Raw genomic sequence first — 14,514 nt, 5'->3', positions numbered from 1 at the left:
CCGGGCACCCCCCGGCGTCGCGCTCAGGTCGTCCACCGCTCAGCCCGTCCACCGCTCAGTTCGTTCGGCGGTCAGGTCATCCACCGGTCCGGTCGCGCGCTCCGGCGGCCCGTGCGTGACCTCTCCGCCTGGGCCCGCAGCAGCGAGGCCGCCTCCCGCGCGTCCCGCAGACGGGCCGTCACGGTCCTGTCGGCCCCGTTGTCCACGTGCACCACGGCGAGGCCCCACACGCGCTGCCACGGCCCCTGCCGCAGCCGCACGCTCTGCACCTTCGCGTGCGGCACCAGCGCGAGCCGGCGCCGCAACAGCCCGTGCCGCGCGGCGAACACCGCGTCGGTGACGGCGATCCCGTGCCCGCGCCACCACACCGGCGCGCACCACCGGGCACGCCGCGGCGGCCGGAGCAGGCCGGCGGCCTGCGGCACCGTCACCCCGGGCAGGACCTGGGCGATCACCGATTCGGCGACCTTCCGCGGAGCGACCGGCAGCAGTACGGAGTTCGACGACCCGGCGACGTCCAGCTCGACCCGCACCCAGCCGCGCCACCGCCACAGCAAGGGCTCCACGATCCGGACCGTCTGCACCCGCCCCGGCGGGACCGTCTCGTGCGTGCGGTCCAGCAGTCCCCGGTCGATCCGCAGCCCGTCGGGCGACTCGCTCACCACCCAGTCGTACTCGGCGGCGAAGCGCCCCCCGCTGTTCGCCACGGCGCTGCCGAGCAGGGGCACGACGGCGGCGAGCACCGTCCACAGGCTGTGGGTGGCCAGCCACAGCAGCGGCGGTACGACGACCGCGGCGACGAGCGAACCCCAGGTCGCGCCCGTCAGCAGCAGCGAGACGGCGATCACGCGCGCGGGTACGCGCACCAGGTCCCGCGCCGGTGCCTCACCGACCTCGTGCGCCGTCTCGGGCGCGAACCCGGCCGCGCGGGCGAGCAGTTCGGCGCGCAGTGCCCGGGCGTCCTCCTCGCCGAGGAAGGCGAGCTCGTCCTTCTTGGCCGTCCCTATGACGTCGATTTTCAGCTTGGCCACGCCCGCGACCCGCGCGAGCAGCGGCCGGGTGACGTCCACGGCCTGGATCCGCTCCAGCCGGATGTGCGCGGTGCGGCGGAAGAAGAGCCCGGTGCGGATGCGCAGTTCGGTGCCGGTCACCGCGAAGTGCGTGAACCACCAGGACAGGAAGCCGTAGAGGGCGGCCACGGGTATGACGACCGCGAGCCCGACCAGCAGCGTGGTCGTCGTCAGCCGCGTCAGGTGCCGCTGCGCCTGGTCGGGGTCGTGCACGGCCCAGCCCGTGAGCACGGCGACCGGCGCCCACGCCCGTCTCAGGGGCGTGACGGGATGCAGCCGCCGCTCGGTCACGGGCCGCTCCTCGCGTACGGCCTCCTCGCCCCCCGCCGCCGTCACAGCCCCGCCGATCGTGCCTCGCCGAGTTCGGTGAGCCGGTCGCGCAGCCGTTCCGCCTCGGCCGGGTCGAGGCCGGGGATGGTCGCGTCCGTCGCGGCGGCGGCCGTGTGCAGCTGCACGGTGGCCAGCCCGAAGTGCCGCTCGACGGGCCCGGAGGTGACCTCGACCAGCTGCATCCGCCCGTAGGGCACGATGGTCTCCGCACGCCACAGCACGCCTCGGCTGATCAGCAGGTCGTCGGCGCGCTCGGTGTACCGCCACGAGCGCCAGTTGCGGCCGAGCAGCACCCAGCCCCATGCCGCCGGCGCCAGCGGCAGCAGGGCGAACCCCGACCAGGCAGGCCCGGCCAGCAGGCCCGGCAGCAGTCCCGCGGCCAGGGCGAACAGGCCCATCCACACCACCAGCAGCAGCCGGCGCATGCGCAGGAGGCCGCGCGGCAGCGCCCGCCACGCCGGCTCGTCCCCGGCCGCCGCCCGTTCGTCCTCCCGGCTCCCCGTTTCCATGGGGCAAGCGTACGTACGAGACACTGTGTCCATGACTCCTACGACGGAGACCACGGTCGGGATCGGCGGCGCCGCGGAGAGCACCGACATGGTGCTCAACATCGGGCCGCAGCACCCGTCCACGCACGGCGTGCTGCGGCTGAAGCTGGTGCTGGACGGTGAGCGCATCACGCGCGCGGAGCCGGTGATCGGCTACATGCACCGCGGCGCCGAGAAGCTGTTCGAGGCCCGGGACTACCGCCAGATCATCATGCTGGCCAACCGCCACGACTGGCTGTCGGCCTTCTCGAACGAGCTGGGCGTGGTCCTCGCCGTGGAGCGGATGCTCGGCATGGAGGTGCCCGAGCGCGCGGTGTGGACGCGCACCCTGCTCGCCGAGCTGAACCGGGTGCTCAACCACCTGATGTTCCTCGGCTCCTACCCGCTGGAGCTGGGCGGCATCACCCCGGTCTTCTACGCGTTCCGGGAGCGGGAGGTCCTCCAGAACGTCATGGAGGAGGTCTCCGGCGGCCGGATGCACTACATGTTCAACCGGGTCGGCGGTCTGAAGGAGGACCTGCCGGCCGGCTGGGCCACGCGCGCGCGTGCCGCGGTGGCCGCCGTGCGCTCGCGCATGGACGTCTTCGACGACCTGGTGCTCGGCAACGAGATCTTCCGGGGACGCACCCGGGGCGTGGGCGTCCTGACGCCGCGGGCCGTGCACGCCTACGGCGTGAGCGGGCCCATCGCGCGTGCCTCGGGCGTCGACTTCGACCTGCGCCGCGACGAGCCGTACCTGGCGTACGGGCAGGTGCAGGACACCCTGAAGGTGGTCACCCGGCAGGAGGGCGACTGCCTGGCCCGCTTCGAGTGCCTGCTGGAGCAGACCCACAACGCGCTGGACCTCGCCGACGCCTGCCTGGACCGGCTGGCCGACCTGCCGCCCGGCCCGATCAACCAGCGGCTGCCGAAGGTCCTCAAGGCGCCCGAGGGGCACACGTACGCGTGGACCGAGAACCCGCTCGGCATCAACGGCTACTACCTGGTCAGCAAGGGCGAGAAGACCCCGTACCGGCTGAAGCTGCGCTCGGCGTCGTACAACAACATCCAGGTGCTCACCGAGCTGCTGCCGGGCACGCTGGTGGCGGACATGGTGGCCATCCTGGGGTCAATGTTCTTCGTGGTCGGGGACATCGACAAGTAGGGCCGCCGCGTCCGCCTCGGCGAGGCCGGCCGCCTGCACCAGCCAGCCGAAGTCGCCGAGCCCGCCCGCCGCGGTGAGCTCGGCGGCCTCCCCGGCGCGCGCGAGGGCGCGCACGTACTCGGAGGGGCGCGTGGAGGCGAGAGCGAGCGGGGGACGTGCGCCGGTGACCCCCAGGGCCTGCAGGGCCTCGCGCTGCGTCAGCAGGCGGGCTCCCGCAGGCGCGCACGCGGCGCACGCGTCCAGGGCCACGTGCGCCGTGATGTCGCACGATCCGTCCGGCACCGGCGCCGTCTCCCGGCCCTCCCGGAAGCCGGTGAGCGTTCCGAAGGGCGGTCGCGCGCCGGCCGTGTGCGCGTAGTCCACGGCGACCGCCAGGCCCCGTTCGACGCGCGAGAGGGCGGCGGCCCAGGCGGTGTCGCGGGGCAGCCCGATCTCCGCGCGCAGGCCCTGCTCGGCGGGCAGCGGCCACCACCGGGCCAGCCACCGTGCCTGCGCGCCCGACACCGGCTCCCCGAGCCGTTCGGCGCCGTCCCGCCGCACGAGGACCTGCCGGGGTACGCCCGCGGCGTCCACCTCCGCGACCTCCACCGGCACGTTGTCCAGCCACTCGTTGGCGAACAGCAGCCCGGTGATCCGCCGGGGGGCCTGCCCCGACCACGCGATCCGGTCGTCCAGGCCCTCCGGCCGGGCGGCGATCTCGACCGCGTGCACGCGCGTGCGTGCCGCCACGTCCGCCGGCAGCGACGCGAGGACACTCGCGGCCAGCTCGCCCCGCCCCGCGGCCATGTCGACGAAGTCGAGCGCCGCCGGGCGACCCAGCGCCCGGTCGACCCGGCACAGCAGCCGCGCCACGGCCTGAGCGAACAGCGGCGAGGCGTGCACGGACGTACGGAAGTGACCGGCCGGCCCCTCGGGCCGCCGGTAGAAGCCGTCCGGCCCGTACAGGGCCTCCTCGGTCGCCGCCCCCCAGCCGCGCCACTCCTCGGCGCGGCCGCCCGCCGCGTTCCGCGCCGTGGTGCGCGCGGTGCTGTCCGCCGTGTCGTCCGCCACCCCGACAGCCTAGGGTCCGTCTGCCGGAGCGAGGCGCACAAGTGATCACTGCATCCACCTTGGGGAGTACGAGAACCCCGTGCGGATCGGCCCTTCGGTTGACCCCTGCACCAGTGGCGCTTCCCTACTCTGGGTTACGTGCAGCGCCTCTATGACTTCCTCCGCAGGCACCCGACGTGGGTGGACGGCTTCTGGGCCCTCATCCTCCTCGGGCTTTCCGGCGCGAGCGTGTCGAGGATCAACGGGACGCCCGGCCACCACGGTTCGGTCGGTGCGGCCCTGGCGCTGTCCTTCGTGCTCTGCGTGGTCGTCGCACTGCGCCGCCGGGAGCCCGAGAAGATGCTGGTGCTGGCGGGCGCGGCGGGTGTGGCACAGCTCGTCCTGGACGTCGAGACGATGGTCGCCAACTTCGCCATGCTGGTGATCATCTACACGGTCGCCGCGATCGGCGCCCGCTGGGCCTCCCGGTTTGCCCTGGCCGGCGGGCTGTGCGCGGCGACCCTCGCGCAGATGCGCTGGCCGCAGCACGACGCGAGCGCCCTGGGCAACGTCGCGATAACCGTATTCCAGACGGTGCCGTTCGCCCTCGCCTGGGTGCTCGGCGACTCCATGCGCACCCGCCGTGCCTACTTCGCGCAGCTGGAGGAGCGGGCCGCCCGTCTGGAGAAGGAACGCGAGGCGCAGTCCAAGGTCGCGGTCGCCGCCGAGCGCGCCCGGATCGCGCGCGAACTGCACGACGTGGTCGCGCACAACGTCTCGGTGATGGTGGTGCAGGCCGACGGCGCCGCCTACGTCCTGGACGCCGCACCCGACCAGGCCAGGAAGGCCCTGGAGACGATCTCCTCCACCGGTCGCCAGGCCCTCGCCGAGATGCGCCGCCTGCTGGGCGTGCTGCGCACCGGCGAGCACCAGGAGAGCGGCGAGTACGTGCCGCAGCCCGACGTCGACCAGATCGAGGATCTCGTCGAGCAGTGCCGGGACTCCGGGCTGCCCGTCGACTTCAGGATCGAGGGCACCCCGCGCCCGCTGCCCAGCGGGGTCGAGCTCACCGCGTACCGCATCGTGCAGGAGGCCCTCACCAACACCCGCAAGCACGGCGGGCCGAACGCGGGCGCGAGCGTGCGCCTGGTCTACTTCGACGACGGCCTCGGACTGCTCGTCGAGGACGACGGCCAGGGCGCACCGCACGAGCTGTACGAGGAGGGCGGCGCCGACGGCCGGGGGCACGGCCTGATCGGCATGCGCGAACGCGTCGGCATGGTGGGCGGCACCCTGGACGCGGGTCCGCGCCCCGGCGGCGGCTTCCGCATCAGCGTCCTGCTGCCGCTCAAACCGGTGCACTGACGCCGGCGCACACCCCGCTGACACCTGTCACGCACCCGCCCCACCCGCCGCCGACCGAACGGAAGAGGACCCCGATGACGATCCGCGTGATGCTCGTCGACGACCAGGTGCTGCTGCGCACCGGATTCCGGATGGTGCTCGCCGCCCAGCCGGACATGGAGGTCGTCGCGGAGGCGGGCGACGGCGTCGAGGCACTCCAGGTGCTGCGCGCCACCGCCGTCGACGTGGTGCTGATGGACGTGCGCATGCCGAAGCTGGACGGGGTGGAGGCCACCCGCCGCATCTGCTCCGAGCCCGACCCGCCGAAGGTGCTCATCCTGACCACCTTCGACCTCGACGAGTACGCCTTCTCCGGGCTGAAGGCGGGTGCCTCCGGATTCATGCTCAAGGACGTGCCGCCCGGCGACCTGCTGGCCGCGATCCGCTCCGTGCACAGCGGCGACGCCGTCGTCGCCCCTTCCACCACCCGCCGCCTGCTCGACCGGTTCGCCCCGATGCTGCCCATGGGCGGCAAGGAGCCGCAGCACAAGGAGCTCCAACGGCTCACCGAGCGCGAACGGGAGGTCATGGTCCTGGTCGCGCAGGGCCTGTCGAACGGCGAGATCGCCGCCCGGCTGGTGCTGTCCGAGGCGACGGTGAAGACCCACGTGGGCCGCATCCTGACCAAGCTGGGGCTGAGGGACCGGGTGCAGGTGGTGGTCCTGGCCTACGAGACGGGGCTCGTCCGGGCCGGCGGACACGGCTGAACGGCGTACCCGGTCGTCGGTAAGGTCTGCGCATGCTCCTGTGGATCAACGGCCCCTTCGGGGGCGGCAAGACACAGACCGCACACGAGATCCAGCGCCGTCTGCCCGGCAGTGTCGTCTGCGACCCCGAGCACGCCGGGTTCGGCCTGCGCCGCATGCTGCCGCCCGAACTGCGCGGGGACTTCCGGGACTTGGCGTCCTGGCGGCAAGGGGTGGTGGAGGTCCTGGACCTCGCCCTCACCCGGCGCGAGGGGGTCGTGATCGCCCCCATGACCGTCACCGACGCCGGCCAGTTCGCCGAAACCGTCGGGCGGCTGCGCGAACTGGGCCACGACGTACGGCACTTCACGCTTCTCGCGGAACGCGAGACCGTGCTGAAGCGGCTGCGGGAGCGGGGGTTCGGACACCTCGTCGGGTATGTCGCCGGGAAGAACGTCGCCGCGGGCAGGGAGAGCTGGGCCGTGCGGCAGCTCGACGACTGCCTCGAGCGGCTGCGCGCGCCGGAGTTCGCCGAGCACCTGTGGACCGACCACTCGACCGTGCCGAAGACCGCGGACCGGATAGCCGTCCTGGCCGGCCTGACGCTGCGGCCCAACACCGAGGGCCCGCTGCGGACGCGGCTGCGGCAGGCGAAGGTCGGCGTCCGGCACATCCGGTTCGAAGGACCCCGCCGCCTGCCAGGCCCGGAGGACCAGGGCCCGCGCAACGGGTCCTAGCGGAGCACCCCTTCGAGGAAGTCGCTGCCCAGCCGGGCGACCGTGGTGACGTCCAGCTGGTGGAGCACGTAGCGCCCCCGGCGCCGGGTGGTGACCAGGCCCGCCTTCTTCAGCACGCTCAGGTGCCGGGATATCTCCGGCGCGGTCATGCCGTGCACCTGGGCCAGCTCGCTGGTGGTGAACGCGCTGCGGGCCAGGCTGCGGCACAGCCGCATCCGCACCGGGTGGGACAGGGCGGTCATGCGCAGGGTCAGCTGCTCCACCGAGGGCGGGGCGGCCAGCTCCGGGGAGCCGACCGGGTAGTGCAGCACCGGCTGCCAGCCGTACCGGTGCAGCACCATCAGATGGGGTCGGCCCAGGCTCGTCGGTACGAGCAGCAGGCCGCCCTCCGCCGTGGCCGTGCGGCCCTCGCCCAGCTTGTCGACGGTGATCCGGCCGGCCGCCTCGTCGAGCGCCACCGCCGGGGACACCGCCGACAGGGCCTCGGCCAGGCCCCTGCGGCGCAGCAGCTCCGTCTTGTGCCGGGTGTCGGCCGCGAGCTGCCGGTGCAGCCGGGACCAGGTCTGCGCGAAGAACGCCTCGTCGCAGTCCTCCAGGAACTGCCGCAGCCAGGCCCTGATGCGCGGCGGGTCGGCGAGCAGCCGCTCGGTGAAGCGCACCTGCTGCGGCCCGCGCGCGGCGGCCAGCTCCAGGGCGCGGCGGCGCAGCCCGGCGTCGGCGAGCGGGCCCGGGCCCGGCAGGCCGTACGGCAGGGCGCAGGTGAACTCCAGGGCGGCGTCCACGAACTGCTCGTCGGACAGCTTGTCGAGGATGTCCAGGTCGTCGGCGAGGGTCGCGCCTGGGAGCGTGGAGCCGCCGGGTATGCCCGCGCACGGCAGGAAGAGGTCGGAGAACGTCGTCCGCCACAGGAAGTCCGCCTCGCACATCCGGTCGGCCAGATGCGAGTCGAGCCCGGCGGTGACGCCGGTCACCCAGCCCTGGAGACCGGGGTGGTGCCCCGGCTCGGACAGCACGTGCAGCGCCATGCACAGCTCGGCCAGGGGTGCGGGCACGACGGCCACCCTCTCCTGCCGCAGCCCCGCGATGTCGATCCGCACACTCATGCCCCCATGGTGCCCGCACCCGCTGACAACGCGGCACTGCCGGTGCCACGGATGCCCGGGCCTGGCCCCGACCCGACCTGCGCGCACGGCAGCGCCCCCGGTGGCCCCCCTGCCCCCGACGACGGCTACCCGTGCCGCGCCCGCTGCCTGTGCCCGGCGCCTGCGGGCTCGGCGCAGGCGCCGGGACGCCTGGCCCGGCCCGGGGCCGGCCGACGACACGGCCGCCCGCCCGTGCCGCCGGCTGCGTGCGGCCGGTGTCGCACGGCCGGCGTCGGTGAGCGGGCGGCCGGGCCGTGGGCGGACGCGGCGTGCCGGGAGCGGTGGGCTAGCCGTCGGTCTCCTCGTGGAGGCGGGCGGTGAAGTCCGCCACCGCCGCACGTACGTCCTCCGCGGTCCATCCCAGGCCCTCGGCCCGGACGGAGACCTCCGTGCGGGCCAGGCCCGGGACCGGGGCGTCCCAGCCGCCGGCGAAGAGCATCGTGCCCGTCTCCTCGGCGGTCCGGATCGCGGCCCGGGCCACCGCGTCGGCCCCGTACGGCAGCCAGACCTGGAACTCGTGGGTGTGCGGCTCGGCCGGGTGGACGCGGCTCCACGGCAGCCCGGCCGCGGCGAACCCCTCGCGCAGCGCGGCGGCCACCACGCGCGCGTGCCGCACGTACTCCGGCAGCCGGGGCAGCTCCCGCTCCAGTCCGACCAGTGCCGACAGCGCCGTCGGGAACTGCTGGAAGACGTTGCCGCCGTACCGGTGCCGCCAGGCCTTGGCCTCCTCCACCAGGTCCCTCGGACCGGCGAGCGCGGCGCCGCCGTAACCGGCGACGGACTTGTAGAACGACACGTACACGGTGTCGGCCAGGTCCGCGATCTCGTCCAGCGGCCGGCCGAAGTGCACGGTGGACTCCCACAGGCGCGCTCCGTCGAAGTGCACCGTCGCGTCCCGCCGGCGTGCCGCGTCCACGAGCTCGACGAGCTCCTCCCACGTGGGCAGCAGGAAGCCGGCGTCCCTGAGGGGCAGTTCGAGCATCAGCGTCCCGAAGGGCTCGTCGAGGGCGCACACCTCCTCGGGGGTCGGCTGGCGGGGCTCGCTCGTCACATGCACCGGACGCAGCCCGGCGACCTCGCTCAGGGCATGCCGCTCGTGCACCTCGGGATGGGCCAGCGCGTGCAGCGCGACCGCGGGGACACCGGTGCGGCCCGCCCAGCAGCGCAGGGCCACCTGCTGGGCCATCGTGCCGGTCGGGAAGAAGGCGGCGGCCTCCTTGCCGAGCAGGCCGGCGACCTTGTCCTCCAGGGCCTCGACGACCCCGTTGCCGTACATGTCCGACGCCTCGTCGAGGTCGTACACCTCCCGCGCCCCGTCCAGCAGCGCCAGCCGCTCCCTGAGCGTCCCCAGGAACCCGGGGCGCGCCAGCACGCGCTTTGCGCTCCGGCACGCGGCTGCGCGCCGCTCCCGGAGCCGCTTGCGCCGCTCGTCGTCCGAGACCTGCTCCCCCTCCGAGACCGGCTCGTCGTCCGAGACCCGCTCCCCGTCCGAGACCCGGTCCTCGAACCGTGCGTCCCGTGCGTCCTGCTCCGCCGTATCACTCATGCCCGGGATCATCGCGCGTCCGGGGACTCGGCGGGTACCCGAATTTCCCCGCGACCGGTCGTCTCCCGTCCCGTGGTTCGTCCCGCGGCGTGCGGCGACCGTACGGGCCGGGGACGACCGGACCGCCCCGGAACCGATCGCGTTAACATGACGAGAAATCGTCCGGTACCCCGAGCGGACTGGAACGGGAAGGCCACCGTCGCGTGAGTAGTAGCCAACAAGCAGACCCCAGGGACCGCCCCGCGCGGCTCGCCGTCGGTGTCGTCGGCGCCGGCCGGGTGGGCCCCGCGCTCGCCGCGTCCCTCCAGCTCGCCGGGCACCGTCCGGTGGCCGTCTCCGCGGTCTCCGACACCTCCAGGCGGCGGGCCGGGCTGATGCTCCCCGACGTGCCCGTGGTGCCGCCCGCCGACGTGCTCCAACGGTCCGACCTGGTGCTGCTCACCGTCCCCGACGACACCCTGCCCGGACTGGTCGCCGGCCTCGCCGAGACCGGCGCCGTACGGCCCGGGCAGCTGCTCGTGCACACCTCCGGGCGGTACGGCGCGAAGGTGCTGGACCCCGCCCTGCGCGCGGGCGCGCTGCCGCTGGCCCTGCACCCGGCGATGACCTTCACCGGCACGCCCGTCGACGTGCAGCGGCTGGCCGGCTGCTCCTTCGGCGTCACCGCTCCCGAGGAGTTGCGGCTGGCCGCCGAGGCCCTGGTCATCGAGATGGGCGGCGAGCCGGAGTGGATCGCCGAGGAGATGCGGCCGCTGTACCACGCGGCGCTCGCCCTCGGCGCCAACCATCTGGTGACGCTGGTCGCCCAGTCCATGGAGCTGCTGCGCGAGGCCGGCGTCGAGGCCCCCGACCGGATGCTCGGCCCGCTCCTGGGCGCCGCCCTGGACAACGCGCTGCGCTCCGGCGACGCGGCCCTGACCGGCCCGGTCGCGCGGGGCGACGCGGGTACGGTCGCCGCCCACGTCGCCGAACTGCGTCGGCACGCTCCGCAGACCGTCGCCGGATACCTGGCGATGGCCCGCGCCACCGCCGACCGCGCGCTCGCCCACGGGCTGCTCAAGCCCGAACTGGCCGAGGACCTGCTGGGGGTACTCGCCGGGAGCACGAACCTGCCCGAGAACCCCGAGAACGGTGAAGACCGATGAGCCGTCGCCTGCTCGAACTCGCCCCCACGGTGGGTGACCTGACGTCCGTGCGCGACCACCGCGCGGCCCGGGGCCGCACCGCCGTTGTGATGACCATGGGCGCCCTGCACGAGGGCCACGCCGCCCTGGTCCGCGCGGCCCGCGCACACGTCGGCGACGAGGGCTTCGTGATCGTCACCGTCTTCGTCAACCCGCTCCAGTTCGGTGCGGGCGAGGACCTCGACCGCTACCCGCGCACCCTGGAGGCCGACCTCAAGGTGGCCGGGCAGGCGGGCGCCGACGCCGTGTTCGCGCCGTCCGTCGAAGAGGTCTACCCCGACGGCGAGCCGCAGGTCAGGATCACCGCCGGACCCATGGGCGAGCGCCTGGAGGGCGCCAGCCGGCCCGGGCACTTCGACGGCATGCTCACCGTCGTCGCCAAGCTGCTGCACCTCACCCGCCCCGACGTGGCCCTGTTCGGGCAGAAGGACGCCCAGCAGCTCGCCCTGATCCGGCGCATGGTGCGCGACCTCAACATAGGGGTGGAGATCGTCGCCGTGCCGACCGTGCGCGAGGACGACGGGCTGGCCCTGTCCAGCCGCAACCGTTACCTCTCCCCGCAGGAGCGGCACACCGCGCTGGCCCTCTCCCAGGCCCTGTTCGCGGGCCGCGACCGGCACGCCGCGCAGGAGGCGCTGCGCGCGCGGGCCCGCGAAGTGCCCTCCACGCGCGCGCGTGCCGAAGCCCTCAGCGCCCTCGGGGAATCCCGCGCGGCGGCCGACGCCGCGGCCGTCGCCAAGGCCTCCCCGGGCGCCGCCGCGGCCGTCCGCGCGACCGCCCAGCTGGCCCTGGACGAGGCGGCGCGCTTCGACCCGCCGCTGGAACTCGACTACCTGGCCCTGGTCGACCCGTCCGACTTCACCGAGATCGGCGACGACTTCACCGGCGAGGCCGTCCTCGCCGTCGCCGCGCGGATCGGGGCGACCCGGCTGATCGACAACCTCCCGCTCACCTTCGGAACCCTGGGAGCCGTCTCGTGACCAGCACCGGCATACGACTGCACGCGCCCGCGCCCGGATGGTCCATCGCGGCGGACGTCGTGGTCGTCGGCTCCGGCGTCGCCGGCCTCACCGCCGCCCTGCGCTGCGAGGCGGCCGGCCTGACGACCGTCGTCGTCACCAAGGCCCGCCTCGACGACGGCTCCACCCGCTGGGCCCAGGGCGGCATCGCCGCGGCCCTCGGCGAGGGCGACACCCCCGAGCAGCACCTGGACGACACCCTGGTGGCCGGCGCCGGCCTCTGCGACGAGGAGGCCGTACGGATCCTCGTCTCCGAGGGCCCCGACGCCGTACGGCGACTGATCTCCACCGGCGCGCACTTCGACACGGACGACGAGGGCGGCATCCAGCTCACCCGCGAGGGCGGCCACCACCGCCGCCGGATCGCGCACGCGGGCGGCGACGCGACCGGGGCGGAGATCTCCCGCGCCCTCGTCGAGGCGGTGCGCTCGCGTGGAATGCGCACCGTCGAGAACGCGCTCGTGCTGGACCTGCTCACGGACGTCGAGGGCCGCGCCGCGGGCGTGACCCTGCACGTCATGGGCGAGGGCCGGCACGACGGCGTGGGCGCCGTGCACGCGCCCGCCGTGGTCCTCGCGACCGGCGGCATGGGCCAGGTCTTCTCCGCGACCACGAACCCGTCCGTCTCCACCGGCGACGGCGTGGCGCTCGCCCTGCGCGCGGGCGCCGAGGTCTCCGACCTGGAGTTCGTGCAGTTCCACCCGACGGTGCTCTTCCTCGGCGCGGACGCCGAGGGCCAGCAGCCCCTGGTCTCCGAGGCGGTGCGTGGCGAGGGCGCCCACCTGGTCGACGGCGACGGCGTGCGCTTCATGACCGGGCAGCACGAACTGGCCGAACTCGCGCCGCGGGACATCGTCGCCAAGGGCATCACGCGGCGGATGCTGGAGCAGGGCACCGACCACATGTTCCTCGACGCCCGGCACTTCGGCGCCGACATGTGGGAGCACCGCTTCCCGACGATCCTGGCCGCCTGCCGCGCCCACGGCATCGACCCGGTCACCGATCCCGTCCCGGTCGCGCCGGCCGCCCACTACGCCTCCGGAGGCGTGCGCACCGACTCCCACGGCCGGACGACCGTGCCGGGCCTGTACGCATGCGGTGAGGTGGCCTGCACGGGCGTGCACGGCGCCAACCGCCTCGCCTCCAACTCCCTCCTGGAGGGCCTGGTCTACGCCGAGCGCATCGCCGCCGACATCGCGCGGGAGCACGCCGAGAACGGCCTGCACGCGCGCGTGCCGGAACCCGTCCCGCACACCGAGGCGCCCGCCCACCCGCTGCTCGCCCCCGAGACCCGGTTCGCGATCCAGCGGATCATGACCGGGGGAGCGGGTGTGCTGCGGTCCGCCGCGTCGCTGGCCCGGGCCGCCGGCCGGCTGGAGCGGCTGCACACCGAGGCCCGCTCGGCCCTGGAGGAGGACGGCAAGACCGCCGAGCCGGGCGTCGACACCTGGGAGGCCACGAACCTCCTGTGCGTGGCCGGTGCCCTGGTCGCCGCCGCCCGGCTGCGCGAGGAGACCCGCGGCTGCCACTGGCGCGAGGACCGCGCCGAGCGGGACGACACCCACTGGCGCCGCCACATCGTCGTACGGCTGAATCCCGACAGCACTCCCGCCGTGCACACCACGGACACCGCAGAGTTCCCCCCGACCCGCCCCGGGGCTCCGGCCCCGCGTCCCCTGGAGCAGTGACACAAGTGAGCAGCGAAGACCTTCCCCTCGCCTCGAACGGCGGCTGCGGCGACGGCTGTGCCTGCGGCGCGGACACCGACGAGGAGTACCTGGAGTGCGGGCTCGACCCCGCGCTCGCCCAGCTCCTGGCCGACGCCGGACTCGATCCCCTCGAGGTCGAGGACATCGCGAACCTCGCCATCCAGGAGGACCTGGACCACGGCGTCGACGTGACGACGGTCGCGACCATCCCCGAGGACGCCGTGGCCACGGGCGACTTCACCGCGCGCGAGGCGGGCGTGGTGGCCGGCCTCAGGGTCGCCGAGGCGGTGCTCTCGGTGGTCTGCGCGGACGAGTTCGAGGTCGAGCGGCACGTCGAGGACGGCGACCGCGTCGAGGCCGGGCAGAAGCTGCTGTCGGTCACCACGCGCACGCGTGACCTGCTGACCGGCGAGCGCAGCGCGCTCAACCTGCTGTGCCGCCTGTCCGGCATCGCGACCGCCACGCGCGCCTGGGCGGACGCCCTGGAGGGCACCAAGGCGCGCGTGCGCGACACCCGCAAGACCACGCCGGGTCTCAGGTCGCTGGAGAAGTTCGCCGTCCGCTGCGGCGGCGGCGTGAACCACCGCATGTCGCTGTCGGACGCGGCCCTGGTCAAGGACAACCACGTGGTCGCGGCCGGCGGTGTGGGGCAGGCCTTCAAGGCCGTACGGGAGACCTTCCCGGACGTGCCGATCGAGGTCGAGGTCGACACCCTGCACCAGCTGCGCGAGGTCGTGGACGCCGGCGCCGATCTGATCCTGCTGGACAACTTCACGCCCGGCGAGTGCGAGGAGGCGGTGGCCCTCGTCGGCGGCCGGGCGCAGCTGGAGGCGTCGGGCCGGCTGACCCTGGGGAACGCCAGGGCGTACGCCGAGACCGGTGTCGACTTCCTGGCCGTCGGGGCCCTGACCCACTCCTCGCCGATCCTGGACATCGGCCTGGACCTGCGCGAGGCGGAGTGACGGC

13 protein-coding genes are annotated in these 14,514 nt (G+C 74.4%); 8 read left to right on the top strand and 5 right to left on the bottom strand.

The window, feature by feature from the left end; all coding sequences use genetic code 11:
• Positions 1–71 precede the first annotated feature (71 nt).
• On the bottom strand, positions 72–1,406 hold the full coding sequence (locus tag ACIHCX_RS36260; RefSeq protein WP_400037308.1) for a PH domain-containing protein: 1,335 nt from the start codon (positions 1,404–1,406) through the stop codon (positions 72–74).
• Positions 1,403–1,909 (bottom strand): PH domain-containing protein, encoded by a 507-nt coding sequence (locus ACIHCX_RS36255; RefSeq protein WP_400037306.1) that lies wholly within the window; start codon positions 1,907–1,909, stop codon positions 1,403–1,405. Before ACIHCX_RS36255 ends, ACIHCX_RS36260 begins: the two co-directional genes overlap by 4 nt.
• Positions 1,910–1,940: 31 nt before the next feature.
• On the opposite strand from ACIHCX_RS36255, the gene ACIHCX_RS36250 reads away from it, so the two are divergent.
• Entirely contained in the window at positions 1,941–3,092 is a 1,152-nt protein-coding gene (locus tag ACIHCX_RS36250) for an NADH-quinone oxidoreductase subunit D (RefSeq protein ID WP_400037304.1), read from the top strand.
• Here the strand turns inward: ACIHCX_RS36250 and ACIHCX_RS36245 are convergent.
• Positions 3,057–4,037 carry an SAM-dependent methyltransferase gene (locus ACIHCX_RS36245; protein ID WP_400037382.1) on the bottom strand — a complete coding sequence of 327 codons (981 nt, stop codon included), beginning with the start codon at positions 4,035–4,037 and terminating at the stop codon, positions 3,057–3,059. The two genes, ACIHCX_RS36250 and ACIHCX_RS36245, sit on opposite strands and share 36 nt — an antisense overlap.
• A 243-nt stretch (positions 4,038–4,280) precedes the next feature.
• Here ACIHCX_RS36245 and ACIHCX_RS36240 point away from each other — a divergent pair, with 243 nt between their 5' ends.
• The 3 genes from ACIHCX_RS36240 (at position 4,281) to ACIHCX_RS36230 (ending at position 6,948) form a co-directional block, all read left to right on the top strand.
• Entirely contained in the window at positions 4,281–5,486 is a 1,206-nt protein-coding gene (locus tag ACIHCX_RS36240; RefSeq protein WP_400037302.1) for a histidine kinase, read from the top strand.
• A gap of 74 nt (positions 5,487–5,560) precedes the next feature.
• Positions 5,561–6,232, top strand: a complete 672-nt coding sequence (locus ACIHCX_RS36235) for a response regulator (RefSeq protein ID WP_400037300.1) — start codon at positions 5,561–5,563, stop codon at positions 6,230–6,232.
• A gap of 32 nt (positions 6,233–6,264) precedes the next feature.
• Positions 6,265–6,948 (top strand): AAA family ATPase, encoded by a 684-nt coding sequence (locus ACIHCX_RS36230; RefSeq protein WP_400037298.1) that lies wholly within the window; start codon positions 6,265–6,267, stop codon positions 6,946–6,948.
• Here the strand turns inward: ACIHCX_RS36230 and ACIHCX_RS36225 are convergent.
• Both ACIHCX_RS36225 and ACIHCX_RS36220 read right to left on the bottom strand, forming a co-directional pair.
• Positions 6,945–8,051, bottom strand: a complete 1,107-nt coding sequence (locus ACIHCX_RS36225; RefSeq protein WP_400037296.1) for a DUF5937 family protein — start codon at positions 8,049–8,051, stop codon at positions 6,945–6,947. The genes ACIHCX_RS36230 and ACIHCX_RS36225 overlap by 4 nt on opposite strands.
• A gap of 325 nt (positions 8,052–8,376) precedes the next feature.
• Positions 8,377–9,636, bottom strand: a complete 1,260-nt coding sequence (locus tag ACIHCX_RS36220) for a threonine aldolase family protein (RefSeq protein WP_400037294.1) — start codon at positions 9,634–9,636, stop codon at positions 8,377–8,379.
• Between the two features lie 203 nt (positions 9,637–9,839).
• Here ACIHCX_RS36220 and ACIHCX_RS36215 point away from each other — a divergent pair, with 203 nt between their 5' ends.
• From ACIHCX_RS36215 to nadC, 4 genes are read left to right on the top strand one after another with little or no spacing between them, the layout of a single operon-like run.
• Positions 9,840–10,781, top strand: coding sequence for a Rossmann-like and DUF2520 domain-containing protein (locus ACIHCX_RS36215; RefSeq protein WP_400037292.1), 942 nt, complete (start codon positions 9,840–9,842; stop codon positions 10,779–10,781).
• On the top strand, positions 10,778–11,800 hold the full coding sequence (gene panC / locus ACIHCX_RS36210) for a pantoate--beta-alanine ligase (RefSeq protein ID WP_400037290.1): 1,023 nt from the start codon (positions 10,778–10,780) through the stop codon (positions 11,798–11,800). The genes ACIHCX_RS36215 and panC overlap by 4 nt, the downstream gene beginning before the upstream one ends.
• Positions 11,797–13,527 (top strand): L-aspartate oxidase, encoded by a 1,731-nt coding sequence (locus ACIHCX_RS36205; RefSeq protein WP_400037288.1) that lies wholly within the window; start codon positions 11,797–11,799, stop codon positions 13,525–13,527. The genes panC and ACIHCX_RS36205 overlap by 4 nt, the downstream gene beginning before the upstream one ends.
• Before the next feature lie 5 nt (positions 13,528–13,532).
• Positions 13,533–14,510, top strand: a complete 978-nt coding sequence (gene nadC, locus ACIHCX_RS36200; RefSeq protein ID WP_400037286.1) for a carboxylating nicotinate-nucleotide diphosphorylase — start codon at positions 13,533–13,535, stop codon at positions 14,508–14,510.
• Positions 14,511–14,514: the final 4 nt, after the last annotated feature.

Source organism: Streptomyces sp. NPDC052043 (assembly GCF_044548235.1).
In the GTDB taxonomy this organism is placed as follows: Bacteria; Actinomycetota; Actinomycetes; order Streptomycetales; family Streptomycetaceae; genus Streptomyces.
Note: the sequence above shows the minus strand (reverse complement) of the source record. Positions and strands in the feature narration are given on the sequence as shown.

Coding starts and splice junctions, on each gene's coding strand:
- ACIHCX_RS36235 (WP_400037300.1), top strand. CDS start 5,561: ATGACGATCCGCGTGATGCTCGTCGACGACCAGGTGCTGCTGCGCACC.
- panC (WP_400037290.1), top strand. CDS start 10,778: ATGAGCCGTCGCCTGCTCGAACTCGCCCCCACGGTGGGTGACCTGACG.
- ACIHCX_RS36220 (WP_400037294.1), bottom strand. CDS start 9,636: ATGAGTGATACGGCGGAGCAGGACGCACGGGACGCACGGTTCGAGGAC.
- ACIHCX_RS36250 (WP_400037304.1), top strand. CDS start 1,941: ATGACTCCTACGACGGAGACCACGGTCGGGATCGGCGGCGCCGCGGAG.
- ACIHCX_RS36225 (WP_400037296.1), bottom strand. CDS start 8,051: ATGAGTGTGCGGATCGACATCGCGGGGCTGCGGCAGGAGAGGGTGGCC.
- ACIHCX_RS36255 (WP_400037306.1), bottom strand. CDS start 1,909: ATGGAAACGGGGAGCCGGGAGGACGAACGGGCGGCGGCCGGGGACGAG.
- ACIHCX_RS36230 (WP_400037298.1), top strand. CDS start 6,265: ATGCTCCTGTGGATCAACGGCCCCTTCGGGGGCGGCAAGACACAGACC.